General features: G+C 61.8%; 26 protein-coding genes and 2 pseudogenes. 20 read left to right on the top strand and 8 right to left on the bottom strand.

The genetic code is table 11. The features are described 5' to 3' along the window. The first annotated feature begins 372 nt into the window (after positions 1 to 372). The 14 genes and pseudogenes from AB5Y93_RS17045 (at position 373) to AB5Y93_RS17110 (ending at position 11,697) form a co-directional block, all read left to right on the top strand. On the top strand, positions 373 to 2,007 hold the full coding sequence (locus AB5Y93_RS17045) for an anthranilate synthase component 1 (protein WP_319899356.1): 1,635 nt from the start codon (positions 373 to 375) through the stop codon (positions 2,005 to 2,007). After that, positions 2,000 to 2,071, top strand: a pseudogene (locus AB5Y93_RS17050) (anthranilate synthase component II); the annotation flags it as partial. The gene AB5Y93_RS17045 and the pseudogene AB5Y93_RS17050, both read left to right, overlap by 8 nt. Before the next feature lie 16 nt (positions 2,072 to 2,087). Then, complete coding sequence (locus AB5Y93_RS17055; protein ID WP_039039194.1) at positions 2,088 to 2,687, top strand: aminodeoxychorismate/anthranilate synthase component II; 600 nt, start codon at positions 2,088 to 2,090, stop codon at positions 2,685 to 2,687. A 10-nt stretch (positions 2,688 to 2,697) separates the two neighbouring features. Beyond that, positions 2,698 to 3,711: an anthranilate phosphoribosyltransferase gene (trpD, locus tag AB5Y93_RS17060; protein ID WP_113736249.1), complete on the top strand. Its 1,014-nt coding sequence runs from the start codon at positions 2,698 to 2,700 to the stop codon at positions 3,709 to 3,711. Beyond that, positions 3,711 to 5,228, top strand: a complete 1,518-nt coding sequence (trpCF, locus tag AB5Y93_RS17065) for a bifunctional indole-3-glycerol-phosphate synthase TrpC/phosphoribosylanthranilate isomerase TrpF (protein WP_368229910.1) — start codon at positions 3,711 to 3,713, stop codon at positions 5,226 to 5,228. Before trpD ends, trpCF begins: the two co-directional genes overlap by 1 nt. Before the next feature lie 188 nt (positions 5,229 to 5,416). After that, positions 5,417 to 6,610, top strand: a complete 1,194-nt coding sequence (gene trpB / locus AB5Y93_RS17070) for a tryptophan synthase subunit beta (protein ID WP_010673695.1) — start codon at positions 5,417 to 5,419, stop codon at positions 6,608 to 6,610. Further along, positions 6,607 to 7,413 (top strand): tryptophan synthase subunit alpha, encoded by an 807-nt coding sequence (gene trpA, locus AB5Y93_RS17075; RefSeq protein WP_368229911.1) that lies wholly within the window; start codon positions 6,607 to 6,609, stop codon positions 7,411 to 7,413. The genes trpB and trpA overlap by 4 nt, the downstream gene beginning before the upstream one ends. Before the next feature lie 1,067 nt (positions 7,414 to 8,480). After that, positions 8,481 to 9,029 carry a hypothetical protein gene (locus AB5Y93_RS17080; protein WP_368229912.1) on the top strand — a complete coding sequence of 183 codons (549 nt, stop codon included), beginning with the start codon at positions 8,481 to 8,483 and terminating at the stop codon, positions 9,027 to 9,029. A gap of 103 nt (positions 9,030 to 9,132) precedes the next feature. Beyond that, positions 9,133 to 9,447, top strand: a complete 315-nt coding sequence (locus AB5Y93_RS17085; protein WP_133280070.1) for a hypothetical protein — start codon at positions 9,133 to 9,135, stop codon at positions 9,445 to 9,447. 110 nt (positions 9,448 to 9,557) lie between these two features. Continuing rightward, a complete protein-coding gene (locus AB5Y93_RS17090; RefSeq protein ID WP_368229913.1) occupies positions 9,558 to 9,908 on the top strand; it encodes a hypothetical protein in 351 nt (116 codons plus the stop codon). Between the two features lie 5 nt (positions 9,909 to 9,913). Beyond that, positions 9,914 to 10,459: a TIR domain-containing protein gene (locus AB5Y93_RS17095; protein ID WP_368229914.1), complete on the top strand. Its 546-nt coding sequence runs from the start codon at positions 9,914 to 9,916 to the stop codon at positions 10,457 to 10,459. Between the two features lie 247 nt (positions 10,460 to 10,706). After that, on the top strand, positions 10,707 to 10,994 hold the full coding sequence (locus AB5Y93_RS17100) for a hypothetical protein (RefSeq protein ID WP_081396122.1): 288 nt from the start codon (positions 10,707 to 10,709) through the stop codon (positions 10,992 to 10,994). A 178-nt stretch (positions 10,995 to 11,172) separates the two neighbouring features. Beyond that, complete coding sequence (locus AB5Y93_RS17105; protein ID WP_043155546.1) at positions 11,173 to 11,352, top strand: hypothetical protein; 180 nt, start codon at positions 11,173 to 11,175, stop codon at positions 11,350 to 11,352. Between the two features lie 102 nt (positions 11,353 to 11,454). Beyond that, positions 11,455 to 11,697: a DUF3297 family protein gene (locus AB5Y93_RS17110; protein WP_010673692.1), complete on the top strand. Its 243-nt coding sequence runs from the start codon at positions 11,455 to 11,457 to the stop codon at positions 11,695 to 11,697. A 272-nt stretch (positions 11,698 to 11,969) separates the two neighbouring features. Here the strand turns inward: AB5Y93_RS17110 and AB5Y93_RS17115 are convergent, their stop codons facing one another. Together AB5Y93_RS17115 and AB5Y93_RS17120 are read right to left on the bottom strand one after the other, a co-directional pair. Then, the gene (locus AB5Y93_RS17115; protein ID WP_368229915.1) at positions 11,970 to 12,404 is read right to left on the bottom strand and encodes a DMT family transporter; all 435 of its coding nucleotides are present in this window, start codon (positions 12,402 to 12,404) and stop codon (positions 11,970 to 11,972) included. 10 nt (positions 12,405 to 12,414) lie between these two features. Beyond that, entirely contained in the window at positions 12,415 to 12,903 is a 489-nt protein-coding gene (locus tag AB5Y93_RS17120; RefSeq protein ID WP_368229916.1) for a DMT family transporter, read from the bottom strand. A gap of 100 nt (positions 12,904 to 13,003) precedes the next feature. On the opposite strand from AB5Y93_RS17120, the gene AB5Y93_RS17125 reads away from it, so the two are divergent. The 6 genes from AB5Y93_RS17125 to tauD all read left to right on the top strand — a co-directional run bounded on the left by AB5Y93_RS17125 (position 13,004) and on the right by tauD (position 18,956). Next, on the top strand, positions 13,004 to 13,897 hold the full coding sequence (locus tag AB5Y93_RS17125) for a LysR family transcriptional regulator (protein ID WP_368229917.1): 894 nt from the start codon (positions 13,004 to 13,006) through the stop codon (positions 13,895 to 13,897). Between the two features lie 150 nt (positions 13,898 to 14,047). After that, on the top strand, positions 14,048 to 15,151 hold the full coding sequence (locus AB5Y93_RS17130) for an ElyC/SanA/YdcF family protein (protein WP_368229949.1): 1,104 nt from the start codon (positions 14,048 to 14,050) through the stop codon (positions 15,149 to 15,151). Between the two features lie 288 nt (positions 15,152 to 15,439). Continuing rightward, entirely contained in the window at positions 15,440 to 16,414 is a 975-nt protein-coding gene (gene tauA / locus AB5Y93_RS17135; RefSeq protein ID WP_042014206.1) for a taurine ABC transporter substrate-binding protein, read from the top strand. 16 nt (positions 16,415 to 16,430) lie between these two features. Then, on the top strand, positions 16,431 to 17,198 hold the full coding sequence (gene tauB, locus AB5Y93_RS17140; protein ID WP_042014207.1) for a taurine ABC transporter ATP-binding subunit: 768 nt from the start codon (positions 16,431 to 16,433) through the stop codon (positions 17,196 to 17,198). Beyond that, positions 17,195 to 18,025 carry a taurine ABC transporter permease TauC gene (gene tauC, locus AB5Y93_RS17145; RefSeq protein WP_368229918.1) on the top strand — a complete coding sequence of 277 codons (831 nt, stop codon included), beginning with the start codon at positions 17,195 to 17,197 and terminating at the stop codon, positions 18,023 to 18,025. The genes tauB and tauC overlap by 4 nt, the downstream gene beginning before the upstream one ends. Before the next feature lie 79 nt (positions 18,026 to 18,104). Then, positions 18,105 to 18,956 (top strand): taurine dioxygenase, encoded by an 852-nt coding sequence (gene tauD / locus AB5Y93_RS17150; RefSeq protein WP_069785310.1) that lies wholly within the window; start codon positions 18,105 to 18,107, stop codon positions 18,954 to 18,956. Between the two features lie 232 nt (positions 18,957 to 19,188). On the opposite strand, the gene AB5Y93_RS17155 is transcribed toward tauD, so the two are convergent. The 6 genes and pseudogenes from AB5Y93_RS17155 to cyoB all read right to left on the bottom strand — a co-directional run bounded on the left by AB5Y93_RS17155 (position 19,189) and on the right by cyoB (position 25,106). Beyond that, positions 19,189 to 19,557 carry a DUF1428 domain-containing protein gene (locus AB5Y93_RS17155; protein WP_010673687.1) on the bottom strand — a complete coding sequence of 123 codons (369 nt, stop codon included), beginning with the start codon at positions 19,555 to 19,557 and terminating at the stop codon, positions 19,189 to 19,191. An 83-nt stretch (positions 19,558 to 19,640) separates the two neighbouring features. Further along, the gene (locus tag AB5Y93_RS17160) at positions 19,641 to 21,002 is read right to left on the bottom strand and encodes an MFS transporter (protein WP_041213223.1); all 1,362 of its coding nucleotides are present in this window, start codon (positions 21,000 to 21,002) and stop codon (positions 19,641 to 19,643) included. Between the two features lie 279 nt (positions 21,003 to 21,281). After that, positions 21,282 to 22,175: a heme o synthase gene (gene cyoE / locus AB5Y93_RS17165; protein ID WP_010673685.1), complete on the bottom strand. Its 894-nt coding sequence runs from the start codon at positions 22,173 to 22,175 to the stop codon at positions 21,282 to 21,284. A gap of 8 nt (positions 22,176 to 22,183) precedes the next feature. After that, positions 22,184 to 22,513: a cytochrome o ubiquinol oxidase subunit IV gene (locus AB5Y93_RS17170; RefSeq protein WP_010673684.1), complete on the bottom strand. Its 330-nt coding sequence runs from the start codon at positions 22,511 to 22,513 to the stop codon at positions 22,184 to 22,186. Then, positions 22,514 to 23,161: pseudogene (locus tag AB5Y93_RS17175) on the bottom strand (cytochrome o ubiquinol oxidase subunit III); the annotation flags it as partial. It abuts the gene before it with no gap. Next, entirely contained in the window at positions 23,130 to 25,106 is a 1,977-nt protein-coding gene (gene cyoB, locus AB5Y93_RS17180; RefSeq protein WP_041211612.1) for a cytochrome o ubiquinol oxidase subunit I, read from the bottom strand. The gene cyoB and the pseudogene AB5Y93_RS17175, both read right to left, overlap by 32 nt. Positions 25,107 to 25,108 lie beyond the last annotated feature (2 nt).

Raw genomic sequence — 25,108 nt, forward strand, 5'->3', positions numbered from 1 at the left:
CGACTTGACTTGGCCGCGGCTTTATCGTTTTCTGTAGGCACTTCATTGCAAACATCTTTTTACAGGACTCAATCTCATGCAAGCGACTTCCATCCTGACCATCTGGTGGTGGCACACTCCCTGACATGCGGGCGTGTGGTCGTTGCTGTACCTGTAATCTGACAGCAAGTTAAGAACCCAAAGAAAAAGCCCGCTGACCCCAGCGGGCTTTTTTATTATCCGGCAAATGGACCTGTGATGAAACCGACAATTCAGAGAAGCACACTGACATGGCGATGGCGAACTCGCTGACGTGACCCGAACCCGACCCATTTTCAAGAGAGACAGCGCCATGACCATCGGTGACACACAACACATGCAAGGGAAGGCATTATGACAGGCAACAAGACCCGTTTGCCCCTGGGCGAATTCGATACCATCCGGCTCAATGCCCCCTATGTGACAGACCCCCTGGCACTCTATACCCGACTCTGCCAGGACAGACCCAACAACCTGCTGCTCGAATCGGTGGAGATCGACTCCAAGGCCGGCACCCAGAGCCTGCTGCTGGTGGACGCCTGCCTGCGCATCGAGTGCCGCGGCCGCGCCGTGCAGGTGCGCCCCCTCGGCGACAACGGCGCCGCCCTGCTGCGCCTGCTGGAGCAGCGCCTGCCCGCCGTCATCACACAGACCCGGGTGGCGGACGAGCTGCACCTCGACTTCCCGGCGTCCGATCGGGAGCTTGACGAAGACAGCCGCCTCAAGGGCAGCAGCGTGCTGGACGTGCTGCGCACCCTGCAGCGGGAGCTGCAATGCCCGCAGGGCAAAGAGGCCCTCTTCATGGCGGGCAGCTTCGCCTACGACCTCATCGCCTCCTTTGAAGACTTGCCCGAGGTGCCAGAGGGGAGCAACGACTGCCCTGACTACTGCTTCTATGTGGCCGAGACCCTGATCACCATCGATCACATCAAGCAGAGCACCCAGTTGCTGGCCTGCCTGTTCGGCGGCGAAGAGGATGAGCAGCTGGACGCGCGCTACGCCCGCCTGACCGCTCGCCTCGAGTCCTTCAAACAGGCCTGTCAGCAGCCGCTGCCTGCGCCGCAGGGCACGGCGCCGCTGACCGGCGCCCTGGCCGTCGACAAGGGGGACAAGCAGTTCTGCGCCGAGGTCGAGAAGCTCAAGGGCTTCATCCGCCGTGGTGACATCTTCCAGGTGGTGCCGTCCCGCAGCTTCTCCCTCCCCTGCCCGGATCCCGTCGCCGCCTATCGCCGCCTCAAGCAGACCAACCCCAGCCCCTACATGTTCTACGTGCAGGACGAGGGCTTCACCCTGTTTGGCGCCTCCCCCGAGAGCGCGGTCAAGTTCTGCGCCAACAGCCGCCAGGTGGAGATGTACCCCATCGCCGGCACCCGCCGCCGTGGGCTCAACCCGGACGGCAGCATCAACCTGGATCTGGACGGCCGCATCGAGCTGGAGCTGCGCCAGGACGAGAAAGAGGTGGCCGAGCACCTGATGCTGGTGGATCTGGGCCGCAACGACATCGCCCGCATCTCCGCCCCCGGTACCCGCTACGTCAAGGATCTGCTGAAAGTGGATCGCTACAGCCACGTCATGCACCTGGTCTCCCGGGTGGTGGGCACCCTTCGCGACGACCTTGACGCCCTGCACGCCTACCAGGCCTGCATGAACATGGGCACCCTGACCGGTGCCCCCAAGCTGCGCGCCAGCGAGCTTATCCGCATGGTGGAAGGCAAGCGTCGCGGCAGTTACGGCGGCGCCGTGGGTTACCTGAACGGCGCAGGGGAAATGGACACCTGCATCGTCATCCGCTCCGCCTTCGTGAAAGAGGGGGTCGCCCATGTCCAGGCCGGCGCCGGGGTGGTCTATGACTCCAAACCCCAGGCCGAGGCGGACGAGACCCGCGCCAAGGCGGCGGCCGTGCTGGCCGCCATCGCTGCCAGCCATGGCACCTCCCTGCAGGCCCTCAGCGCCCAGCAGGAACAACACAAGGACGTGAGCCATGACTAACATCTTCCTGCTCGACAACTTCGACTCGTTCACTTACAACGCTTTGGCCGACCAGTTCCGCACTTCGAAGGAGCAGTCCCATGACTAACATCTTCCTGCTCGACAACTTCGACTCGTTTACCTACAACCTCGTCGACCAGTTCCGCACCCTGGGCTACCCGGTGCGCATCTACCGCAACAGCCTGCCTGCGAGCCGCATCATGCAGGAGATCGACGCCTGCGAAGGGGACGCCGTGCTGGTGCTCTCCCCGGGGCCGGGCGCTCCCCATGAGGCGGGCTGCCTCATCGATCTCATCAAGCTGGCCCGGGGCCGGGTGCCCATCCTCGGCATCTGCCTCGGTCATCAGGCCCTGTGCGAAGCCTACGGCGGCACCGTCGGGGCGGCGGGGGAAATCGTCCACGGCAAGCGCTCCCTCATCGAGCACAACGGTCATGGCGCCTTCGCGGGACTGCCGAGCCCCTTGCCGGTGGCCCGCTACCACTCCCTGGTGGCCACCTATGTGCCACAAGAGTTGCAGGTGATTGCCCACTATCAGGGCATGCCCATGGCCATCGAGCAGCGTGACGAGCGGGTGCTGGGCTTCCAGTTCCACCCGGAATCCATCATGACCAGCGAAGGAGCCCGCCTGCTCACCCAGGCCCTCGCCCATGTCACCCGTCCAGAAAGCCACGTGCGGTAAGGAAGAGACCATGCATCAACATCTCAATACCCTCTATCAGGGTCAGTCTCTCACCCGCGACGCCGCCCGCGATGCCTTCGGCCAGGTGGTTCGTGGTGAAGTGGATCCCATCGTGCTCGCGAGCCTTTTGACCGCCCTCAAGATCAAAGGGGAGACCCCGGAGGAGATCGCCGGCGCCGCCGAGGCGCTCTTGGCCGAAGCCCGTGACTTCCCGCGCCCGGACTATGCCTTCTGCGACATCGTCGGCACCGGAGGGGACGGCCTCAACACCATCAACGTCTCCACCACCTCGGCCCTGGTGGCCGCCGCCTGCGGCCTGAAAGTGGCCAAGCACGGCAACCGCTCGGTCTCGAGCAAGTCGGGGTCGAGCGATCTGCTCGATAAAATGGGCATCAAGCTCGACATGAGCCCGGCCCAGGCCCGCCGCTGCCTGGACGAGCTCGGGGTCTGCTTCCTGTTCGCCCCCCAGTACCACGCCGGGGTACGCCACGCCATGCCGGTGCGCCAGGCCCTCAAGACCCGCACCCTGTTCAACGTGCTGGGGCCGCTCATCAACCCCGCTCGCCCCAGCTTCCAGCTGATGGGGGTCTATGCCCCCGAGCTGGTGCGCCCCATCGCTGAAACCCTGCTGGCACTCGGCCTGAAAACCGGTATGGTGGTGCACGGCGCCGGCCTCGACGAGATTGCCATCCACGGCCCGACCCAGGTGGCGGAGATCCGCGACGGCGAAATTCGCGAGTACTTGCTCACCCCGGCGGACTTTGGCCTCGACACCTACCCGGTCAGCGCCATCCAGGGCGGTGAGCCCGAGGAGAACCGCGCCATCACCGCCGCCATCCTGGAAGGGCGCGGCAGCCCGGCCCACAACGCCGCCATCGCCGCCAACGTGGCGCCGCTCCTGGTGATGGCGGGCGAGGCCCCGGACTTTCGGCAGGCCGCCGCCCGGGTGCTGACGGTGCTGGCAAGCGGCCAGGCCGCCCTCCTCGCCCGGGATCTCGCCACCCTGAGCCATCAGGAGGCATGATGTCAGCCACCACCACAGCGTGCCCCAGGGGCACTCACCCAGAACGCCCGACGGGCAACAGCCAGCTTCGCAAGGATAACGAGATGTCAGATGTCATTGCTCCCCACGCCTTTCTGAACATGGCCTCCATCAGCCAGACCATCCTCGGCAAGATCGTGGCGGCCAAGCAGGAGTGGGTCGCCGCCCGCAAGGAGAGCCAGCCCCTGGCGAGCTTCCAGGACGCGCTGACCCCGAGCGATCGGGACTTCGAGGGGGATCTGCGCCAAGGCTCCACCCGCTTCATTCTGGAGTGCAAGAAGGCCTCCCCCTCCAAGGGCTTGATCCGCAACGACTTCAGCCCGGAGGCCATCGCCGACATCTATGGCCACTACGCCACCGCCATCTCGGTGCTGACGGACGAGAAGTTCTTCCAGGGGGATTTCTCCTTCCTGCCCCGGGTACGCGGCCGCGTCCAGCAGCCGGTGCTCTGCAAGGACTTCATGATTGACCCCTATCAGGTCTATCTGGCCCGCCACTATCAGGCGGACGCCATCCTCCTGATGCTCTCCGTGCTCACCGACGAGGGGTATCGCGCCCTGTTCAACGTGGCGAAAGAATTGGGCCTCGGGGTGCTCACCGAGGTGAGCAACGAGGAGGAGCTGACCCGCGCCATCGACCTCGGCGCCCCGGTGATTGGCATCAACAACCGGGATCTGCGGGATTTGAGCGTCGATCTTGCCCGCACCCGGCAGTTGGCGGCCAGGATCCCGGGGGATCGGGTGGTGATCAGCGAATCCGGCATCAACCACCGCGCCCAGGTGGCGGCCCTGCGCCACCACGCCAAGGGCTTCTTGGTGGGCTCTTCCCTGATGGCGGAGCCGGATCTGGAAGCCGCGGTGCGCAAGCTCGTGCTCGGCCAGAACAAGGTGTGCGGCCTGACCCGTCCCGAGGACGCCGCCGCCGCCCATCAGGCGGGAGCCGTGTTCGGCGGCCTCATCTTTGTGGCGAAAAGCCCGCGCTATGTGGACATTCCCGCCGCCCGCGCCGTGATGGCGGGTGCGCCGCTCTCTTACGTCGGGGTGTTTCGCAATGCCCAGCCCGCCACCATCGCCAAGACGGTGGATGCGCTGGGGCTCGCCGCCGTGCAACTGCACGGGGACGAAGACGCCGCCTATATCGAGACCCTGCGCCCCCTGCTGCCGGCGGGCTGCCAGATCTGGAAGGCAATTGGAGTCACAAGCGGCGAGCCCCTGCCCACCCTCGACTACCCGGCGGATCGCCTGCTGCTCGATACTGTCGTGAAAACTGCGGTCGGCAGCCAGAGCGGCGGCACCGGCCAGGCGTTCGACTGGACTCTGCTGGCCGGGCTCGACAAGAGCAAACTGATGCTGGCAGGGGGGCTCAACCCCGACAACGCCCTCGAGGCCGCCCGGGTGGGCTGTGTGGGCCTTGATTTCAACTCCGGGGTGGAGAGTGCCCCGGGCAGGAAGGATGCCCACAAGCTGGCTGCCGCCTTTGGCGCCCTGCGCCAACTGTGAGCGCCCCCGTGACTCATTCAACGAATTAATGAACTGCGTTTGCCCATAAGCACAAGGAATAATGTATGACCCTGCTCCATCCGTTTTTCGGTGAATTTCGTCGATGACATGTATGTGCCCCAGCCATACGCCTCAGCCCGCCAAGGCTCATACCTGATCTCAATTGCAGAATGTAAAGGAAGATAACCATGACCCTGCTCAATCCGTTTTTCGGTGAATTTGGTGGCATGTATGTGCCCCAGATCCTCATCCCCGCCCTGCTCCAGCTGGAGAAGGCTTTTGTCGATGCCAAGGATGATCCGGCCTTCATCGCCGAGTTTCAGGCGCTCCTGACCGAGTACGCCGGTCGCCCGACGCCGCTCACCCTCACCCGCAATTTGACCAAGGGCACCAAGACCCGCCTCTACCTCAAGCGTGAGGACCTGCTGCACGGCGGCGCCCACAAGACCAACCAGGTGCTGGGTCAGGCCCTGCTTGCCAAGCGCATGGGCAAGCACGAGATCATCGCCGAGACCGGCGCCGGTCAGCACGGTGTGGCGACGGCGCTGGCCTGCGCCCTGCTCGGCCTCAAGTGCCGGGTCTACATGGGGGCCAAGGATTGCGAGCGCCAGAAGCCGAATGTGTTTCGCATGAAGCTGATGGGTGCCACCGTGATCCCGGTGCACTCCGGCTCCAGCACCCTGAAAGATGCCTGCAACGAGGCGCTGCGGGACTGGGCTGCCAACTATGAAACCGCCCACTACCTGCTCGGCACCGCCGCTGGCCCCCACCCCTTCCCCACTATCGTGCGGGAGTTCCAGAAGATGATCGGGGAAGAGGCCAAGGCCCAGTGCTTCGAGAAGGAGGAGCGCCTGCCGGATGCGGTGATCGCCTGCGTCGGCGGCGGCTCGAATGCCATCGGCATGTTCGCGGACTTTATCGATGAGCCTTCCGTGCGCCTGATCGGGGTCGAGCCGGGTGGTCACGGCATCGAGAGCGGCGAGCATGGCGCGCCGCTGGGTCACGGCAGCAAGGGGGTCTTCTTTGGCATGCACTCCTTCCTGATGCAGGACAACCAGGGCCAGATCCAGGAGTCCTACTCCGTCTCGGCGGGGCTGGACTTCCCCTCCGTCGGCCCCCAGCACGCCCACCTGGCCGCCATCGGCCGCGCCGAGTACCCCTCGGTGACCGACAAGGAGGCGCTGGACGCCTTCCAGGAGCTGGCCAAATCCGAAGGGATCATCCCGGCGCTGGAGTCCTCCCACGCGTTGGCCCACGCCCTCAAGATGGCCCGCAGTGAACCGGAAAAAGAGCAGGTGCTCATCGTCAACCTCTCCGGCCGTGGCGACAAAGACATCTTCACCGTTGCCGACATTTTCGAGAAAGAAGGAACCTTGTCATGAACCGTTACGCACAACTCTTCTCCCGTCTGGACGAAGCCAATCAGGGCGCCTTTGTGCCGTTCGTGATGCTGGGTGACCCCACCCCCGAATTGTCACTGGCCATCGTTGATGCCCTGGTCGAAGGGGGCGCCGACGCCCTCGAACTCGGCATTCCCTTCTCCGATCCGGTGGCAGACGGCCCCACCATTCAGGGTGCCGCCCTGCGTGCCTTTGCCAGCCACACCACCCCGGACGACTGCTTCGGCCTGCTCGCCCGCATCCGCGCCAAGTACCCACAGCTGCCCATTGGCCTCCTGGTCTACGCGAACCTGGTCTATGTGCGCCACATCGACGGCTTCTACGAGAAGTGCCAGCAGGCAGGGGTGGACTCGGTGCTGGTGGCGGACGTGCCGGTGCAGATGTGCGAACCCTACAAGGCGGCCGCCGACAAGTTCGGCATCGACAGCATCTTTATCGCCCCGCCCAACGGCGATGCCGAGACGCTCAAGGCCGTTGCCGAGCTCGGCTCCGGTTACACCTATCTGGTGAGCCGCGCCGGCGTGACCGGTGCCGAGACCAAGGCCGGCATGCCGGTGGAGGGCCTCATCAACACCCTGCGCGAGTTCAACGCCCCCCCCGCCCTGCTCGGCTTTGGTATCAGCGAACCGGCCCAGGTGCGCGAGGCCATCGCCGCTGGCGCCGCCGGTGCCATCTCCGGCTCCGCCGTGGTGAAGATCATCGAGACCCACCACCAGAACCCGGAGCATATGCTCACTCGTCTGAAAGAGTTTGTGGAAGGGATGAAGGCCGCGACCAATCGATAAGGGGCGGCATAAGCCACATGCCATTGGCCATGTCTGCAAAAAAGGGAGCCTGATAGGCTCCCTTTCTCTTTCCTGCTTGCTGCCGCTCCCGACGTCTTTGTCCCCTCTCCCCTTGGGAGAGGGCTAGGGTGAGGGGAGTCAGGGTTCCCCGAAGGTTATCGATTTGATGGATGCCCGTAAGGTTCGAATAGGGTCGCGTATTCGGACGTTCGCGATCCGAGTGGAGTTAATCCGAACTCCCAATCCTGCGAATGCCCCTGATGGCGTGGCTTTGCCACGCAGGATGCGAGGACTCCGTCCTCGACGGGGTTTCGCCCGCCCTTCGGGCTGGGGCGAGTAACTTTGGAAAGACCCAAAGTCACCAAAGGTCTTCTCCCCCACCAAGCCGCCCGCCTACGGCGGTTTCCCTCGCCTCACTCTTTGGGTCGGACGGAACGCCGCAGATGGTACATCCCTGTACCAACTGCGACTGCGCCGTCATCCCTGACGGCGCTCCTGACCCATTGAGCTCGACTCGGCAGCTTGGAGGGGGATCAAAACCGTACCAGCCCTCAGCTCCCGTCTAACCGCAAACAAGCCCCCTCTCCCCCGGGAGAGGGTTGGGGTGAGGGGAATTCCCTCTATTATGCTCACCCAACAGCCAACTAGAACGACAGTTGCTCACTAATTGATTGAACCAGTTGAGATTTTTATCAATCTCCTCTTTCCATGTCTCAATCCGGCCCCTTAAGATGGCAATCGACACTCCGTCTCTAGGGAGAACGTCATGACAGCGATGGTTGCTATCTCACAGGTAACAGGCAGCAGACTGGGGGCTGTAACTCAGGGGCGGTAGCCTTGCCGTCAGTTAACATATCCAACGTCGAATTGTTTCTTTATACCGTCGCTACGGTAACGCTATCGGAACCGTTCATTGAACACTCCAAGATGCCAGAGTCAGACTGGTAATATTTGATTTAATTTTCTTTTTCGTGGCAACTATCAGGGCAGAGCAGTGTTATATGGAAAGCTCTGCTATCGGATTAGTGCCGCCTTCTATCTAATCACTGTTATGCATGTGAGAGCATATGTTAACCGAGACCTTAAAAAATGATTTTATCCCATTAAAGGGAGAAATGTATCAGCTGTGCCTAAGCCTATACAGCTATCGCGAAAAGTTTGACAATCTCGGGGAGAGGTTTCGAAAAAGCTCGAGGTATTTTCTACTGGAGGAGGTCACGGCTCTACGCGCTATTTCAAATGAGATAATTATGCACTTATGTAAGCTTGACGAAGACAAGTCTAAAGTCTCTTTTCACGCTGCAAAAAAGGCAATTAATAAACTTCCAGGATTAGTTCAAGAGAAACGAGCTTTAAATGAAGCAATCAAAAATTTTCGCAACTCTATAAATACAATAAAGACAAAGCATAGAAATAGATATATTGCACACTTAACAGAAGATGGATACCCAGAACCGTTTGAACTGCCAGACTTCAAAGCAGAATTTCAAGGGGTAGTTAAAGAGGCTTATAAGGTTTTCACCCTCATCTGGGGGGCTGATGTTAATTTTGGATTCAAGGTTGGTTCACAAGAAAGATTTTTGAACTTCAACGAAGAGTTCTTACAAAGTGCATAATAAGGCCATTAAATTCGCTCCCTTCAGTCGCCGGGCGCTCGCAAGCTCGCACCGCTTATGACAGCATTATATGAATTTTTGAGCTCGAATAGGGAGAGCCAAGATGGCAAATGAATACAGTAAAGTTATAGAAGCATGTACTAGCTTGGCAACAATCGCTTCTATCCAAAATAAACTAAATAAAATTTTCATCTCTACCGATGATTCTACGCTCCATTCTTTTCTAAAGCCGGTTTTAGATAATTTGGTTCAAGCACAAAGAACTGCTGCGTCGAGGAAAATCTCTGGGCAGAAAGTGCAGTGCAACCTAAGTCAACCACCATTCAAGGCGCTGGCGGATTATTGTAAAGTGTGTGTCTTATCCAAGAAACCGCAGTGGCAAATCATTGCAGAACAGCATGGGTGGTCAAAAAAGTGAAATCATATAACAATCGGCTGTTGTCGCCCCTTAGGTGCTGAGACGGCTTTTCCGCCGCTGCGCGGCTCCAAGTCTGCCCCAAAGCTGGGAATATATAAAAGGGAGTTTGAATGTCAATTTCAACAATAAACAGCTCTATCTCTAGACTTCAAAAGGAGATAGCAGATCTTCATCATAAAATTAGCTTAGAAACAAAAAAAGAAAGTGATTGTAGCAATCGAATTGGTCAGATAAATCGAAGTATTACCAAAAGTACTCCAGTTTCTACTCTGAAGAGTAAAGCGGCAGAAGTTGATCGAAAGAATAGTGAGATAGTAAAAATTCAAGTTAAAAAAGCTGATCTTTATAAGAAACTATCAGATAAAGAAGGCAGCTTGCTAAAGTTAAAGCAAGATCTTCTAAAAGAAGAAGAGAAAGAGCGAAAAAAACAAGCAACTATAGAAGAGCGTGAAAGAAAATAGCTGATTTGGAAAAGAAACAACAAAGAGAACAATTATCTCATCAAAAACAGCTCCAGGCTGAGATTCGTAGAACTAGCGAAATGGTTTCTAATATTAAAAAGGATGTCGGTGTTTTAAGTGACCTTCCAGATATTGAATACGACCTGTTTATATCTCATGCGTCAGAAGATAAAGAGGAGTTTGTCCGACCTCTGGCTGAAACTCTAGAAAATATGGGGATTAAAGTTTGGTATGATGAATTTACACTAAAGGTTGGTGACAGTTTGCGGAAAAGTATTGATCATGGCTTGATAAAGTCTAAGTTCGGTACAGTGATTCTTTCTGCTGCTTTTTGTTCAAAAAACTGGACTCAGTATGAATTAGACTCAATGGTTGCTAGAGAAATGAATGGGCATAAGATGATATTGCCAATCTGGCATAAAGTTTCGAAGGATGAGGTTATTAGATTCAGCCCAGCTCTTGCAGATAAAGTCGCATTAAATACATCAATTAGCAGTATTAAGGAAATAGCAGGAGCACTATCCGAAGTTATTCTTGGAGTCGAAGCATAACACAGCATTGCAGCGAACAATTCGCTGAATGTGGCGTTATTTAACTGCTCGTAGTTTTGATTTTTTAATTTAATTTTGGACACCCATCTTTCTGAGCCTGGCGTAGTATACGCCAACATAAAAAAGATGGGTGTCCCAGTTCTAATGAAGAAAAGAATGTCTTGGTGCAAATGAATTCCCCACGCCACGTTGTGCCACTAGAAATATCAACCATCGTCACCACACCTGATGTTGCAGGTAAAGCAATATGCCCGATGAAATACAGCTGGCATTTACGCCAGACAATGTAAAACAGGTTTTGACATGGGGCGCCCATCCAGAAAGTGCACCTCACCATCATGAGTCCATTGCTCACTGGTGTGAGGCTTTCTGGAACAAATACGCTGATATAGATGCCCCCGCAGAGATTGATGCCGTGATGCCCATCCTCGCGGAGGTAGAAACGAACTGGGATATCCACGTTGCGTTGAATAAAGAGTCTGCCTCCATGCCTGCTGAATGGTTTGTCGCATGGTTATCTCAACTACCGGAGTGACAAGGCAACTCCTCGCCAGACCGGAATCGCAAAATAGCACGCACGTGACAAAATAGAATGCCCGAAGAAGAAGACCCATCGTTGAATTACACCAACTGGCATGGCTGATTAACGCAGCGAAAGGCTCGCGACAAGCACCTGCTCCTCCATATTTCGCATCCAGTAAGTGAATCGCCCCATGACAAAAACACTTATCCAGCTTCTGTTGACACCGCTTCTGGCGGTTGCCTTCCTCTATCTTTGCAGCCTGCCGGAGGATCTCTATTTCGACCCGCCGCTCTTAAGCTATGTCGTCATGTTTCTTGTCACTCTGGCTGGCACCACCTATGGCAGGATCAAGGCCTGGCGCGCCTCCTGACCGACCTCATCACAGATTCTCAAGGCTGCGCAGACGCAGCCTTGAGCCCATGACGGGCATTGCCTACAATGACCCACTTTTTATCACACTCAGGTCTATAAAATGAGCGACAACAAACCTGCACTGCCCGACCGTCTGGCGGCCAACCCGCGCAGCCCGCACCATGTGGCAGAGTGCTTCGAGCACGAGATCGGCATTCGCGTAAACGGCAAGGAGCGCACCAATGTCGAGGAGTACTGCATCAGCGAAGGTTGGGTGAAGATCCCCTCCCCCAAGGCCAAGGATCGCTACGGCAACCCCATGCTGATCACCGTCAAGGGCACCGTCGAGGCTTTCTACGCCTAAGCGGCCCTGACCGCGCGCCCCGCCGGGCCCGCCGCCATGCTGTTCAGAACACCGGCCTTGCGCCGGTGTTCTGCTTTTGGGCTGGCCCAGGGTTACAGGCAGCCTCTCTTTCTTTGCTCTCTTTTGCCTTCCTGTTTCTTCCTTTCCTTCCCTTTCTTTCGCCTTTTCCTTTTCATCTGGGCCCTGATCCGGCTGGCGAGCCACCTTTGGCATCCAGGCAGGGCGACACTCTTGTCATCCCTGCCGGTTTACCCAGGCCATCACCGCATCACTCACCCTCGGGAGCGCGGCTTGCCGCCCTGCCAGCGTTGCAGCGCAGCCCCCGCCAGCACCAGCAGGATGCCGAGCAGATCGCTCGCGGCCAGCCGTCCGGCCAGGGCATCGAGCAGTGCGCCCCCCGCCAGCTGGCCCGTGACGATGAGCAGGGCGCAGGCCAGGGCGCCGACCCGGCCTATGGCCCAACTGCTGATGGCGACGAACAGCGCCCCCAGCACGCCGCCGAGCAGCAGCCAGGGATCGAGCCCGGCGAGCAGCTCCCAGGGTGCCCCTTTGAGGATGAGCAGGACGCCGAGCAGCCCGAAGCCGAGCAGGTGGTTGGCAAGGGACGCCGTCATGGCGCCCCGGGCGCTGGCGAGGCGGCCATTGAGGGTGCGCGACAGGCTCACCGCCACGCCGTTCAGCAGTCCCAGCAGGATCAATAAGGTCATGGTGTCTCTCCTAATGCAGCACGATAAGCAGGGCGCCTGCCATCACCAGCAGGGCGGCGAGCGCGTCTTTTCCCGAGGCGCGGCGGCGAGCCAGTCCGAGCCAGCCGAGGCCATCGCACAGGGCACCAAACAGCAGTTGGCCGAGCAGCAGCAGGGCCAGGGTGCCCGCCATGCCGAGGGGCGAGTTGAGGCACAGGGCCGCCAGTACCACGGTGATCGCCCCCGGCAGACCGCCGAGCCAGGCCCAGGGCGGGGCCGCCTCCGGCGTCGGGGGCCTTGGGGAGAGCCACCACAGGAGCCCGGCCACCAGGCTGCCGACCCCGTGGGCCAGCCAACTTGCGAGCCAGGGGTCGGTGGCGCGGGACAGGGCGCCGTTCTGGGCGATCATCAGCGCCAGCAGCAGGCCGGCGGCGAAGGCGGCCAGGGCACCCAGGGTCTGGCCAAGTGTCTGGCCGAGGGCGGGGCGGCCGGGGCCGCGGTCAACAAGCGGGGGGATCATGGGGTTGCTCCTTGGTTGAACTGACGAGCAGGGTAAATTGTTTTTGATTTGGGGATAATCTACCCTCCTGGAACAACATTGTTTCCATATCGAGAACAACATGAACCAGGAAGCCTTCGCCCTGCTCCCCGCCTTCGTCGCCGTGGTGGAGTCGGGCACCTTCTCCGGCGCCGCCCGTCAGCTCGGCCTCAGCAAGTCGGTGCTGAGCAAGAAGGTGAGCCAGCTCGAGCAGGCCCTCGGCTGCCAGCTCCTCTATCGCACCACCCGCTCCCTCACCCTGACCGAGGCGGGGGAGCGCTACTTCGAGACGGTGCGCCATGCAGTGCGCCTGGCCAACGACGGGGAAGATGCCATCGGCGCCCTGCAATCGGCCCCCCGCGGCCTGCTGCGGGTGACGGTGCCCATGGTCTATGGCCGGCGCCACATCGCCCCCCTTGTCCCCGAGTTTCTCGCCCTCTACCCCGAGCTGCAGTTGCAGCTAGAGATGAGCGACGCCCGGCAGGATCTGGTGGCCGAGGGGTTCGACGTGGCGGTGCGCATCGGCGAGCTGGAGGATTCGAGCCTGGTCGCCCGCCGCCTCGCCCCCTGTCTCAGCACCCTGTGCGCCGCCCCCGCCTACCTGGCGCAGGCCGGCACGCCCCGCACCCCGGCGGATCTCGAGCGCCACAACTGCCTCTTCTACTCCCTGTTTCGCGGCGGCACCCAGTGGCGGCTGCACGGGCCCGAAGGAGAGGTGGCCATCACCCCCAGGGGCAATTTCGAGGTCAACAACAGCGATGCCATCCACACCGCGCTGCTGGCGGGGCTTGGCATCGGCAACATGCCGGACTTCATCGTGGCGCGGGATCTCGCCATCGGGCGGCTGGTGCCCGTCCTGCCAGACCATGCCCTGCCCGAGCACGGCATCTGGTGCGTCTATCCCAAGCGCCGCCACCTGCCCGCCAAGGTGGAGGCCTGGCTGGCCTTCCTGCAGGCGCGTCTGGGGCTGCGCTGAGGGGGGCCATCGGGATAACCGGAACGGTTCACGTTTTTTTCATCGGGAAGGGAGTAGAGTAGGCAGCAAACCAAACATCTGTTTTTATTGGAAAAGCATTCAGGGGACGAGCCACGGCATCGCGCCCCGCACCCCACAGGGAGCCCCATGATGAAGAAAACCGCGATTGCCCTGACCCTCACCAGCCTGCTGACGCTGCCGCTCGTTGTCTCATCCGATGCCTGGGCCGCCCCGGTGCGCTCCCTGCAAAAGGAGCAGAATTACGAGCAGTTCATCAGCAAGCGCCAGGTGGTGGATCAACTGCTGGCAGACGCCGCCCGCATCTTCCACTCCCCTGCCCGGGTCTCAGATGCGGGCTTCACCGCCAAGATGCCGAGCAACATGGAGCAGGTGACCACCCTGCTGCTGGAGGCCCACCAGCTCGAGCCCTATCGCACCGATCTGCTCATCTCGGCGGCCAACGCCCAGATCTACAACGGCAACGTGGACAGGGCCATCGCCCTGTTCGAGCAGGCCCTCACCGCCGCCCCGGACGATCTGGACATCAACACCTATCTGGCCACCTGGCAGCGCTTCAAGGGCAACCAGGCCAAATCCGATGGCTACCTCAAGCGGGTCGGCGAGCTCAATGCCGGTCGCGCCGCCGACTTGCAGCGGCTGTTCGCCACCGTGGACAGGGTGGTCGCCACCCCCCTCAAGGAGCGTCAGGGACGGGGCGAGAAGAAGGGGCGCCGCGCCATCGTCACCCTGGGCTATGCCCTCAATCCCGATGGCTCCATGCACGACATTCTGCTGGGACGCCTCGAGACCACCCGCGCCCTGGCCCAGGCCGATCCGGCGGCCCTCGTCATCCTCACCGGCGGCGTGCCCCAGAACCGCCAGACCGAGGGCAAGCTGATGGCGGACTGGCTGGCGAAAAAGGGCATCGACCGCTCCCGCATCATCGAGGAGAACTACGCCACCAGCACGGTGGAGAACGCCCTCTACAGCGGCTATGCCCTCGCCCGCCACGAGATTGAGTTCGCCACCCTGGTGAGCTCGGCGAGCCATGTGCGCCGGGGCCAGACCCTGCTGGAAATCGCCTGCTGGCAGAGCGGCCCGGCGAACATCCGCATCGACAGCGTCGCCTACCCGGACAAGCCGCTGTCGGCCCTGACCAAGGCAAGCCCGGAGGAGCTGCTTGGCATCTACCGGGACGCCCTGCGCACCTATGGCCTGTGGAGCTACCGCTCGGCCCCGCTGGTGGAGCGCTGATCCCCCGGCCCCGCCACCCTGGCGGGGCCTTTTCCTCTCTTCCCTCTACCAGTCACTGCGCCCCCTGGTGGCTGGCCCCTGCACGCACCTGCTGGCCCCTTGCGCCAGCCACCCGATAGACGGCGGGTGAGCAAGCTATCCACTTTCTGGCATATCTCAATCAGATCATTGATTTACCGTTCTTTTTCTAAGAACCAAACGGCATGAGAGCACCCTTCTCGTTCCTTCGCCACCGGGGATGTTCAGATAAAGATGTGGCTTCCAACACCCCCAACAAGGAAGTGCATCATGACAGCAAAAGGCATCTCTCTGTGGCTCGCGGCCTCCATGCTGCTCGGCCAGTCCGCCCAGGCCCTCGACGTCACCGTGGCCTACCAGACCTCCGCCGAACCTGCCAAGGTAGCCCAGGCCGACAACAGCTTCGCCAGGGAGAGCGGCGCTACCGTGGATTGGCGCAAGTTTGATAGCGGCGCCAGCGTGGTGCGGGCGCTCGCCTCCGGCGATGTGCAGATAGGCAACATCGGCTCCAGCCCCCTGGCAGTGGCGGCGAGCCAGAACCTGCCCATCGAGGTGTTCCTGCTCGCCTCCAAGCTCGGGGAGTCCGAGGCCCTGGTGGTGAAGCAGGGGCTCGCAAAACCCGAGGATCTCGCGGGCAAGCGCATCGCCGTGCCCTATACCTCCACCACTCACTACAGCCTGCTGGCAGCCCTCAAGCACTGGAACGTCGACCCCGCGACGCTGCAGATCGTCAACCTGCAACCACCGGCCATCATCGCCGCCTGGCAGCGGGGCGACATCGACGGCGCCTATGTCTGGGCCCCCGCCCTCAACCAGCTCACCAAGGAGGGCAAAGTGCTGACCGACTCCGCCCAGGTGGGTGACTGGGGGGCGCCGACTCTGGACGTCTGGGTGGTGCGCAAGGACTTTGCCAAGGCCCACCCCGAAGTGGTGCAGGCCTTCGTGAACAGCACCCTGGCCGCCCAGCGCGACTACCTGGCCAACCCCGACGGCTGGCTCACCAAACCGGACAACCTCGCCAAGCTGGCCAAGCTGAGCGGTGTTCCCGAGGCGGACGTTCCCGCGCTGGTGAAGGGCAACACCTACCTCGATGCGAAGGCCCAGAGCGCCGAGCTCGGGCGCCTCGTCAACCAGACCATCATCGACACCGCCCGCTTCCTCGAGAGCCAGGGCAAGGTCGCGAACGCCGCCTCGGACTACCGCCAGTTCGTGACCGATCGCTTCGTGAAAGCCGTGGCCCAGTAAATCCAAGGAGACGACCATGTTGCAGCTCTCTCATGTGTCCGCCGAGTACGCCGGCAGGCGGGTGCTCGACAACATCAACCTCTCCCTGTCCGAGGGGGAGCTGATGGTGGTGCTGGGGCCCTCGGGCTCGGGCAAGACGACCCTCCTCAACCTGGTGGCGGGCTTCGAGCCTTGCCACCACGGCCAGATAAGCCTTGAGGGCAAGCCGGTCACCGGCCCCGGCGCCGAGCGCGGCGTGGTGTTCCAGAGCGAGGGGCTGCTGCCCTGGCGCAACGTGCGAGACAACGTGGCCCTCGGCCTGCAGCTGGCGGGTGTGCCCAGTGCCGAACGCACCGAACAGGCCCAGGCACTGCTGCGTCAGGTGGGGCTGGAGGGGGCCGGCGATCGCGCCATCTGGCAGCTCTCCGGCGGCCAACGCCAGCGGGTCGGCATCGCCCGGGCCCTGGCCACCCAACCCCGCCTGCTCCTGCTGGACGAGCCCTTCGGCGCCCTGGACGCCTTCACCCGGGAGCAGATGCAGACTCTGCTGCTGCGCCTGTGGCACGAGCACCGGCGTCAGGTGCTGCTCATCACCCACGACATCGAGGAGGCCATCTTCATGGCCACCGATCTGGTGCTGCTCTCCCCCTCCCCCGGGCGGGTGACGGAGCGGCTGACCCTGGATTTCGGTCGCCGCTTCGCCGCCGGGGAGCCCTGCCGCAGTATCAAGTCCGATCCGGCCTTCATCGAGCGCCGTGAATACGTGCTGGAACGGGTGTTCGCAGAGCGGGAGGCCTTCGCATGACCCTCGCCCTCGCCCGGCAACGGGATCTCACCCACGCACGGGCAGCGGGCTGGCCCCTGTCCCGCCGCCTGACCCTGAGCCTCGCCACCCTGATCGTGCTGCTGGCCCTGTGGTGGCTGGTGGCCCACTTCGGCTGGGTCGACCCCCTGTTCCTGCCGCCCCCACAGCGGGTGTTGGCACAGCTCATCACCATCGCAGGCCCAACGGGCTTTATGGATGCCACCCTGTGGCAACACCTGGGGGCCAGCCTGGGGCGCATCCTGGTGGCGCTCGCTGCCGCGGCGTGCTTTGGCATCACGGTGGGCATCGCCATGGGGCTCTCCCCCACGGTGCGCGGCGTGCTGGATCCCCTCATCGAGCTCTACCGCCCGGTGCCGCCGCTCGCCTACCTGCCACTCATGGTGATCTGGTTTGGCATCGGTGAAACATCGAAGGTACTGCTCATCTATCTGGCCATCTTCGCGCCCGTGGCCCTGGCGACCCTGGCGGGGGTGCAGAGCGCCAACGCGGTGCGAGTGCGGGCGGCCCAGGCGCTGGGCGCATCCCGGTCCCAGGTGCTCTGGCACGTGATCCTGCCCGGCGCCCTGCCGGACATCCTGACCGGGCTGCGCATCGGGCTCGGGGTGGGCTGGTCCACCCTGGTGGCGGCCGAGCTTATCGCCGCCACCCGGGGGGTGGGCTTCATGGTGCAATCCGCCGGCGAGTTTCTCGCCACCGACGTGGTGCTGGCGGGCATCCTGGTGATCGCCCTGATCGCCTTCGTACTGGAACTGGGCCTGCGCGCCCTGCAGCGCAAGCTCACTCCCTGGCATGGAGAAGGACAATGAGCCACAGGCTGACCGCTATTCTTCGCCTCCCTTTCCTATTGGTATCGGGCCTTCACGCCCCCAGACATGGAGCAAGACCATGACCGACAAGTTGACCATTACCCCCCTCGGCCCCCACATCGGCGCCGTCATCGCCGGCGTCAATCTGGCCGAGCCCCTGAGCCAGGGGCAGTTCGAGCAGCTCCATCGCGCCCTGCTCAAATACCAGGTGCTGTTCTTTCGCAACCAGCCCATCACCCCGCGAGCCCAGCGGGCGCTGGCGAACCGCTTCGGGGATCTGCACATCCACCCCGTCTACCCCCACACGGAGGAGGCCGAGGAGATCATCGTGCTCGATACCCACGATGACAATCCGCCGGACAACGACAACTGGCACACCGACGTGACCTTTATCGAGACGCCCCCGGCACTGGCCATTCTGGCCGCCAAGCAGCTGCCCCCCACCGGGGGGGACACCCTCTGGGCCAGCGGCATCGCGGCGCTGGCGGCCCTCTCCCCTCCCCTGCAAACCCTGCTGGCAGGGCTGGAAGCCGAGCACGACTTCACCAAGTCCTTCCCGGCCCATCGCCATGATGACAGCGAGGAGGCGCGCCAGCGCTGGCAGGCGGCCGTGGCCCGTCACCCGCCCCTGCGCCACCCGGTGATCCGTACCCATCCGGTGAGCGGCCGTCAGGCCCTGTTCGTCAACGAGGGGTTCACCACCCGGCTGCCCGGGCTGCCCCCCAAAGAGAGCGACGCCCTGCTCGGCTTTCTGTTCGAGCACATCACCCGCCCCGAGTTTCAGGTGCGCTGGCGCTGGCAGGAGAACGACATCGCCATCTGGGACAACAGGGTGACCCAGCACTATGCCAATGCTGACTACCTGCCGGCCCGCCGGGTGATGCACAGGGCCACCATTCTCGGGGACAAGCCCTTCTGGCGCCCGGGCTGAACGTCCCCCATGGAGAACGACCATGAGATAACGCCCAGCAAAAAGCCCGCCGGCTGGCGGGCTTTTTCATCATCTGATGGGCCTGGGTCTCGCTGACGGGCCTGGGTGTCCCTATCGGCCCTTGCCCTCCGGCCACCAGGGTGAAGCCCCGATGGCCGGTCTCAGCCCTTGAGCTCCAGCCACAATGGTGAAGCCCTCCAAGACCAGGCGGGCTTTTGGCGCTGGCGGGGTATCAGCCCTTGAGCTCCAGCACGGTGGTGAAGCCTCCGAAGATCATGCGGGCGCCGTCAAACGGCATGGTCTGGTGCAGGGGATTGGCGGGGTCCATCCTGGGGTCCTGCATCATCTTGCCCATGGCGTCGTCCCGCACCGCCTTGCTCGGCCACTCCACCCAGGAGAAGACCACGGTTTCATCCTCCCTGGCCGCCACCGCCCGGTAAAAGTCGGTCTGCTTGCCGTGGGGCACGTCGTCCCCCCAGCACTCCAGCACCCGGGTGGCGCCGTATTCGAGGAAGATGGGGTCAAACTGCCCCGCATGATCGATCAGGGCCTGCTTGTTGGCCGTCGGCACGGCGAGCACGAATCCGTCCACGTATGACATCAGAGGTTCCTCCTGTGAGTGAGGATCTCAGCATAGCAGCCGCCCATCAGCCCGCGCTCTGCGCCGCCCCGCGCAGCCAGCCATCACAACGAGACCAGCCGCTCCAGATCGCTGCGGGTCAGGCGCTTGCTGTCCACCTTCACGTAGAGGGAGTGCTCCTCGCGCACCAGCAGCACGTCGCTTACCCCCTCGCAGGCGCGGATCCGCTGCTCCAGGGCCGGGGTGGCCTCGACCCCTTCCGGCAGCACGATGCGCAGGCTGCTCACATAGGGGGGCTCGGCCATGGTGAGGCTCACCCCGAGCCAGGCGAGGGCCAGGGCGGCGCAACCGCCAAACACCAGGGGGCCACCCCCCAGGCTGTAGAGCAGGCCGCCGAGACTGCCGCCGATGGCGACCCCGAGGAACTGACTGGTGGAGTAGACCCCCATGGCGGTGCCCTTGTAGCCCGGCGGGGACTCCTTGCTGATAAGAGACGGCAGCAGCGCTTCCATCACGTTGAAGCCGATGAAGAAGAGCTGCAACCCGGCGAGCAGACCCCACAGCTGCTGGCCGCTCTGCCAGAGCACCAGCTCGGCGGCCAGCATCACCACCACGCACCCGATGAAGACCCGCTTCATCTGGCGGTGCTTCTCGGCATAGATGATGAAGGGCACCACACTCACGAAGGCGATCAGCATGGTGACCAGATAGGCCTGCCACTGGCTGTCACGGGGCAGCCCGGCACGCTCCAGCAGGGGCGGCAGGGCCACGAAGCTCGACATCAGCAGGGTGTGGACGCAGAGGATGCCGAGGTTGAGTTTGAGCAGGCGAGGGTTGGTGAGCACGGTACGAAAGCTGCCTCGCACCATGGCGGACTCGCGATTTTGCAGGTGGGCCGCCGGGGTCGGCACCACCCAGAGCACCATGGCGATGGCGGCCAGGGCCAGCAGGGCGATGAGCCAGAAGAGGCCGGACAAGCCCAGGGCATGGGTGATGAGGGGGCCGGTCACCATGGCGATGGCGAAGGTGATGCCAAAGCTCACCCCGATGAAGGCCATGGCCTTGGTGCGATTCTGCTCCCGGGTGAGATCCGACAGGAGCGCCATGACGGCGGCGGAGATGGCGCCGCTCCCTTGCAGGGCGCGCCCGACGATGACCCCCCAGATGGCGTCGCTCAGGGCGGCGATGACGCTGCCAAGGGCAAACATCAGCAAGCCGCCGACGATGAGGGGCTTTCGCCCCACCTTGTCGGAGAGCAGGCCGAAGGGGATCTGGAACAGGGCCTGGGTCATGCCGTAGATGCCGATGGCAAGCCCGATGAGCGCCTCGGAGGCGCCCGCCAGGGACATGCCGTAGGTGGTCAGCACCGGCAGCACCATAAACATGCCGAGCATGCGCAGCGAGAAGACGGAGCCGAGCGCCCAGGTCGCGCGTCGCTCGCCCCTCGTCATGGTGAAATCATTCATGAGGGCCTCGATGAGTCAAAAAGAAGAGAGAAAGAAAGGGGTGACAGGCGCACGGCCGCCCCGAAAAATCGGCGATGCCCCTCGTAGGGCGGCGCCCATAATAGCAGAGCCGGGAAGATTCCCGGCTCTGGATTTCATGCATTTCAGGGGTGCAGTTCACACTATCAGGGCAGCATGCTCACCAGCACCGGCGCTGCGTCCTGCTGGAAGCCCACCGACATCATCACGCTCAGGCAAGTGAAGATGATGACGACGATGGAGAACATGTCAGCTCCAGCGTCAGGGCAGCATGCTCACCAATACAGGCGCTGCGTCCGGCTGGAAGTCCACCGACATCATCACGCTCAGGCAAGTAATGGTGACGATGGAGAACATGAACAGCTTGCGCGCCCAGAGGGAGTCGTCCACCGCCGCCTTGTAGCCCGACAGCGCCATCCCCAGCCACCAGACGCTCACCGCGGTGGCCACCACCAGATACTTGTACCCGGCGTAGCCGCCGAGGAACAGCATCAGGGTCGGCACCATGAACGCCAGGATGTAGAGGGTGATGTGGAGCTTGGCCACCGGGATCCCCTTCACCACCGGCAGCACCGGGATATTGGCGGCCTGGTAGTCCTTGAAGCGGAAGATGGCGATCGCATAGGAGTGCGGCATCTGCCACAGGCTGAAGATCGCCAGCAGGATCAGGGCCCCCGAGTCGAACTGCCCGCTCACCGCGCAGTAGCCGATGACCGGCGGCGCGGCGCCGGAGAGGCTGCCGACCAGGGTGCCATAGACCGAGTGGCGCTTCATGTAGAGGCTGTAGACCCCCACATAAACCAGGAAGCCCAGCACCGCCAGCAAGGCGGCCAACGGATTGGCCGCAAAGTAGAGCAGTGCAATGCCCGCAACGCCCAGCGCCGTCGCATACCAGAGGGAGACACCGGGGGCGATGAGCCCCCGCACCAGGGCGCGGTTCTTGGTGCGCTCCATGATGCAGTCGATGTCCCGGTCGATGTAGTTGTTGAACACGCAACCGGAGGCCACCACCAGTGACACCCCCACCATGGTCAGGATGAACAGGGGCACATCCAGGCTCCCCTTCGAGGCCAGCAGGAATCCCCCGATAACCGAGATGAGGTTGCCGAAGATGATGCCCGGCTTGGTCACTTGCAGGTATTGCTTCATCATCATCAACCCGCTCAGTGAACCATCATGTTGATGTTGAGGTTGTACATGATCCACAGGGAACCCACGACCACGATGGCGATGATGAGCACGGTAAAGACCAGTGCCACCAGGTTCCAGCGCTCCTCAGAGGAGGTGTTCATGTGCAGGAAGTAGACCAGGTGTACGAAGATCTGCACCACCGCCATGGCCACCACGGTGCCGAGCACCACGGCGTGGGAGGCGGAGCCGTCCATCACCATCCAGAACGGCACGGCGGTCAGGATGAGTGACAGCACGAAGCCGATCATGTAGGACTTGACGCTGCCGTGGCTGGCGCCGTGATTGTCAACGGAATGACTCATTTACATGACCCCCATCAGATAGACCACGGTGAAGACGCAGATCCATACCACGTCGAGGAAGTGCCAGAACAGGCTCAGGCACATCAGGCGAGTGCGGTTGCGCTCGGTCAGCCCCTTCTTGGTGATCGACACCATCATCACGATGATCCAGACCAGGCCGCTGGTCACGTGGATACCGTGGGTCCCCACCAGGGTGAAGAAGGCAGAGAGGAAACCGCTGCGATCCGGGCCCGCCTCGTGCACGATCAGGTGATGGAACTCGTAGATTTCCATCGCGATGAAGCCGGCACCCAGCAGGAAGGTGACGAACAGCCAGGTGTTGACCGCCGCGACCTTGTTCTTGTTCATGGCCAGCATGCCGAACCCGAAGGTGATGGAGCTCAGCAGCAGCAGCATGGTTTCGGCGAACACGAACGGCAGTTCGAAGATGTCCTTGCCGGTGGGGCCGCCGGCAGTGCCGTTGACCAGGACCGCATAGGTCGCGAACAGGGTCGCGAACAGGATGCAGTCACTCATCAGGTAGATCCAGAAACCGAATACCTTGGTGGCACCGGCATCGTGGTGCCCATCCTCATGGGCACCGTGAGAGTGATGTAGTACGTCAGTCGCCATGGAATTAAGCCACCTTGTTGATGTTGTCGAAATGCTGACCTTCGATGCGCTCGATCTCGTCAACCTGTACGTAGTAGTCCACATCGTCGTTGAAGCTGTGGATGATCCAGGTGGCGATCATGCCGATGAAGCCGGCGATGGCCATCCACCAGATGTGCCAGATCATGGCAAAGCCGAACACCACGCTGAAGGCGGCGATGATGACACCGGCACCGGAGTTCTTCGGCATGTGGATGGGGGCATACTGGGCAGGCTTCTTGTAAGCGCTGCCGTCAGCCTTGGCTTCCCAGAAGGCGTCCAGACCGGTGACTTTCGGCTCGATGGCGAAGTTGTAGAACGGCGGCGGAGAGGACGTCGCCCACTCCAGGGTACGGCCACCCCAGGGATCGCCGGTCAGGTCGCGGTTCTTCTCGCGGTCGCGGATGCTGACCACGATCTGGATGACCTGGCACAGCACGCCCAGGGCAATCAGACCGGCGCCGCAGGCGGCGACCACCAGCCAGCCGTGGAACTCGGGATCGATGTTCTGGCTGACACGACGGGTCATGCCCATGAAGCCCAGCACGTAGAGCGGCATGAAGGCCACGAAGAAGCCGGTGATCCAGCACCAGAAGGCACGCTTGCCCCAGACGTCATCCAGCTTGAAGCCGAACGCTTTCGGGAACCAGTAGGTGATACCGGCGAAGCAGCCAAACACCACGCCGCCGATGATGACGTTGTGGAAGTGGGCGATGAGGAACAGGCTGTTGTGCAGCACGAAGTTGGCGGCCGGCACGGAGAGCAGTACCCCGGTCATGCCACCCACGGTGAAGGTGATGATGAAGCCGACGGTCCACAGCATGGGCGAGGTGAACTCGATGCGACCGCGGTACATGGTGAACAGCCAGTTGAAGATCTTCACCCCGGTCGGAATGGAGATGATCATGGTGGTGATGCCGAAGAAGGCATTCACGTTGGCGCCGGACCCCATGGTGAAGAAGTGGTGCAGCCAGACGATGAACGACAGCACGGTGATCGCCACGGTCGCCCACACCAGGGAGGTGTAACCGAACAGCTTCTTCTTGCAGAAGGTCGCTACCACTTCGGAGAAGATCCCGAACACCGGCAGCACCAGGATGTACACCTCGGGGTGACCCCAGGCCCAGATCAGGTTGATGTACATCATCATGTTGCCACCCATGTCATTGGTAAAGAAATGGGTACCCAGGTAGCGGTCTGCGGTGAGCAGGGCGATGGTGACGGTCAGGATCGGGAAGGAGGCGATGATCAGGATGTTGGCACACAGGGCGGTCCAGGTGAAGACCGGCAGGCGCATCATGGTCATGCCAGGGGCACGCATGCGGATGATGGTGGCGAAGAAGTTCACGCCGGTCAGCAGGGTCCCCAAACCCGAAATCTGCAGACTCCATATCCAGTAATCGACCCCGACCCCGGGACTGAACTCCAGCCCCGACAAGGGCGGATAGGCCAGCCAGCCGGTCTGGGCGAATTCACCGACCCCGAGGGAGACGTTGATCAGCACCACGGCCGCGGCGGTGAACCAGAAGCTCAGGTTGTTCAGGAAGGGGAAGGCCACGTCACGGGCACCGATTTGCAGCGGCACCACGATGTTCATCAGACCGATCACCAGCGGCATGGCCACGAAGAAGATCATGATGACGCCGTGGGCGGTGAAAATCTGGTCGTAGTGATGGGCATTCAGGTAGCCTTCGCCACCCCCGGAGGCGATGACCTGCTGGCCACGCATCAGCACGGCGTCGGCAAAGCCACGCAGCAGCATGACCATGCCCAGAATGAGATACATGATACCGAGGCGTTTGTGGTCGACCGAGGTCAGCCACTCTTTCCACAGATATTGCCACTTGCCGTAGTAAGTGATGAGACCGGCGATGGCCAGGCCCCCCAGAATGATACCGGCTATCGTGACCATGATGATGGGTTCATGGTACGGAATAGCCTCGAGTGTCAATTTTCCAAACATCG

The organism is Aeromonas sp. R10-1, from assembly GCF_040908465.1.
GTDB classification, from domain to species: domain Bacteria; phylum Pseudomonadota; class Gammaproteobacteria; order Enterobacterales; family Aeromonadaceae; genus Aeromonas; species Aeromonas caviae.

What these genes read in the sequence shown, in the direction of transcription:
- trpCF (WP_368229910.1), top strand. Translation starts at nt 3,711, where the DNA reads ATGTCAGCCACCACCACAGCGTGCCCCAGGGGCACTCACCCAGAACGC.
- AB5Y93_RS17130 (WP_368229949.1), top strand. Translation starts at nt 14,048, where the DNA reads ATGAAGAAAACCGCGATTGCCCTGACCCTCACCAGCCTGCTGACGCTG.
- AB5Y93_RS17120 (WP_368229916.1), bottom strand. Translation starts at nt 12,903, where the DNA reads ATGATCCCCCCGCTTGTTGACCGCGGCCCCGGCCGCCCCGCCCTCGGC.
- AB5Y93_RS17045 (WP_319899356.1), top strand. Translation starts at nt 373, where the DNA reads ATGACAGGCAACAAGACCCGTTTGCCCCTGGGCGAATTCGATACCATC.
- AB5Y93_RS17100 (WP_081396122.1), top strand. Translation starts at nt 10,707, where the DNA reads ATGCCCGATGAAATACAGCTGGCATTTACGCCAGACAATGTAAAACAG.
- trpD (WP_113736249.1), top strand. Translation starts at nt 2,698, where the DNA reads ATGCATCAACATCTCAATACCCTCTATCAGGGTCAGTCTCTCACCCGC.
- tauD (WP_069785310.1), top strand. Translation starts at nt 18,105, where the DNA reads ATGACCGACAAGTTGACCATTACCCCCCTCGGCCCCCACATCGGCGCC.
- trpB (WP_010673695.1), top strand. Translation starts at nt 5,417, where the DNA reads ATGACCCTGCTCAATCCGTTTTTCGGTGAATTTGGTGGCATGTATGTG.
- AB5Y93_RS17115 (WP_368229915.1), bottom strand. Translation starts at nt 12,404, where the DNA reads ATGACCTTATTGATCCTGCTGGGACTGCTGAACGGCGTGGCGGTGAGC.
- tauC (WP_368229918.1), top strand. Translation starts at nt 17,195, where the DNA reads ATGACCCTCGCCCTCGCCCGGCAACGGGATCTCACCCACGCACGGGCA.
- tauB (WP_042014207.1), top strand. Translation starts at nt 16,431, where the DNA reads ATGTTGCAGCTCTCTCATGTGTCCGCCGAGTACGCCGGCAGGCGGGTG.
- cyoB (WP_041211612.1), bottom strand. Translation starts at nt 25,106, where the DNA reads ATGTTTGGAAAATTGACACTCGAGGCTATTCCGTACCATGAACCCATC.
- AB5Y93_RS17085 (WP_133280070.1), top strand. Translation starts at nt 9,133, where the DNA reads ATGGCAAATGAATACAGTAAAGTTATAGAAGCATGTACTAGCTTGGCA.
- AB5Y93_RS17170 (WP_010673684.1), bottom strand. Translation starts at nt 22,513, where the DNA reads ATGAGTCATTCCGTTGACAATCACGGCGCCAGCCACGGCAGCGTCAAG.
- AB5Y93_RS17080 (WP_368229912.1), top strand. Translation starts at nt 8,481, where the DNA reads ATGTTAACCGAGACCTTAAAAAATGATTTTATCCCATTAAAGGGAGAA.
- AB5Y93_RS17105 (WP_043155546.1), top strand. Translation starts at nt 11,173, where the DNA reads ATGACAAAAACACTTATCCAGCTTCTGTTGACACCGCTTCTGGCGGTT.
- AB5Y93_RS17125 (WP_368229917.1), top strand. Translation starts at nt 13,004, where the DNA reads ATGAACCAGGAAGCCTTCGCCCTGCTCCCCGCCTTCGTCGCCGTGGTG.
- AB5Y93_RS17110 (WP_010673692.1), top strand. Translation starts at nt 11,455, where the DNA reads ATGAGCGACAACAAACCTGCACTGCCCGACCGTCTGGCGGCCAACCCG.
- AB5Y93_RS17055 (WP_039039194.1), top strand. Translation starts at nt 2,088, where the DNA reads ATGACTAACATCTTCCTGCTCGACAACTTCGACTCGTTTACCTACAAC.
- AB5Y93_RS17090 (WP_368229913.1), top strand. Translation starts at nt 9,558, where the DNA reads ATGTCAATTTCAACAATAAACAGCTCTATCTCTAGACTTCAAAAGGAG.
- cyoE (WP_010673685.1), bottom strand. Translation starts at nt 22,175, where the DNA reads ATGATGATGAAGCAATACCTGCAAGTGACCAAGCCGGGCATCATCTTC.
- tauA (WP_042014206.1), top strand. Translation starts at nt 15,440, where the DNA reads ATGACAGCAAAAGGCATCTCTCTGTGGCTCGCGGCCTCCATGCTGCTC.
- AB5Y93_RS17155 (WP_010673687.1), bottom strand. Translation starts at nt 19,557, where the DNA reads ATGTCATACGTGGACGGATTCGTGCTCGCCGTGCCGACGGCCAACAAG.
- AB5Y93_RS17160 (WP_041213223.1), bottom strand. Translation starts at nt 21,002, where the DNA reads ATGAATGATTTCACCATGACGAGGGGCGAGCGACGCGCGACCTGGGCG.
- trpA (WP_368229911.1), top strand. Translation starts at nt 6,607, where the DNA reads ATGAACCGTTACGCACAACTCTTCTCCCGTCTGGACGAAGCCAATCAG.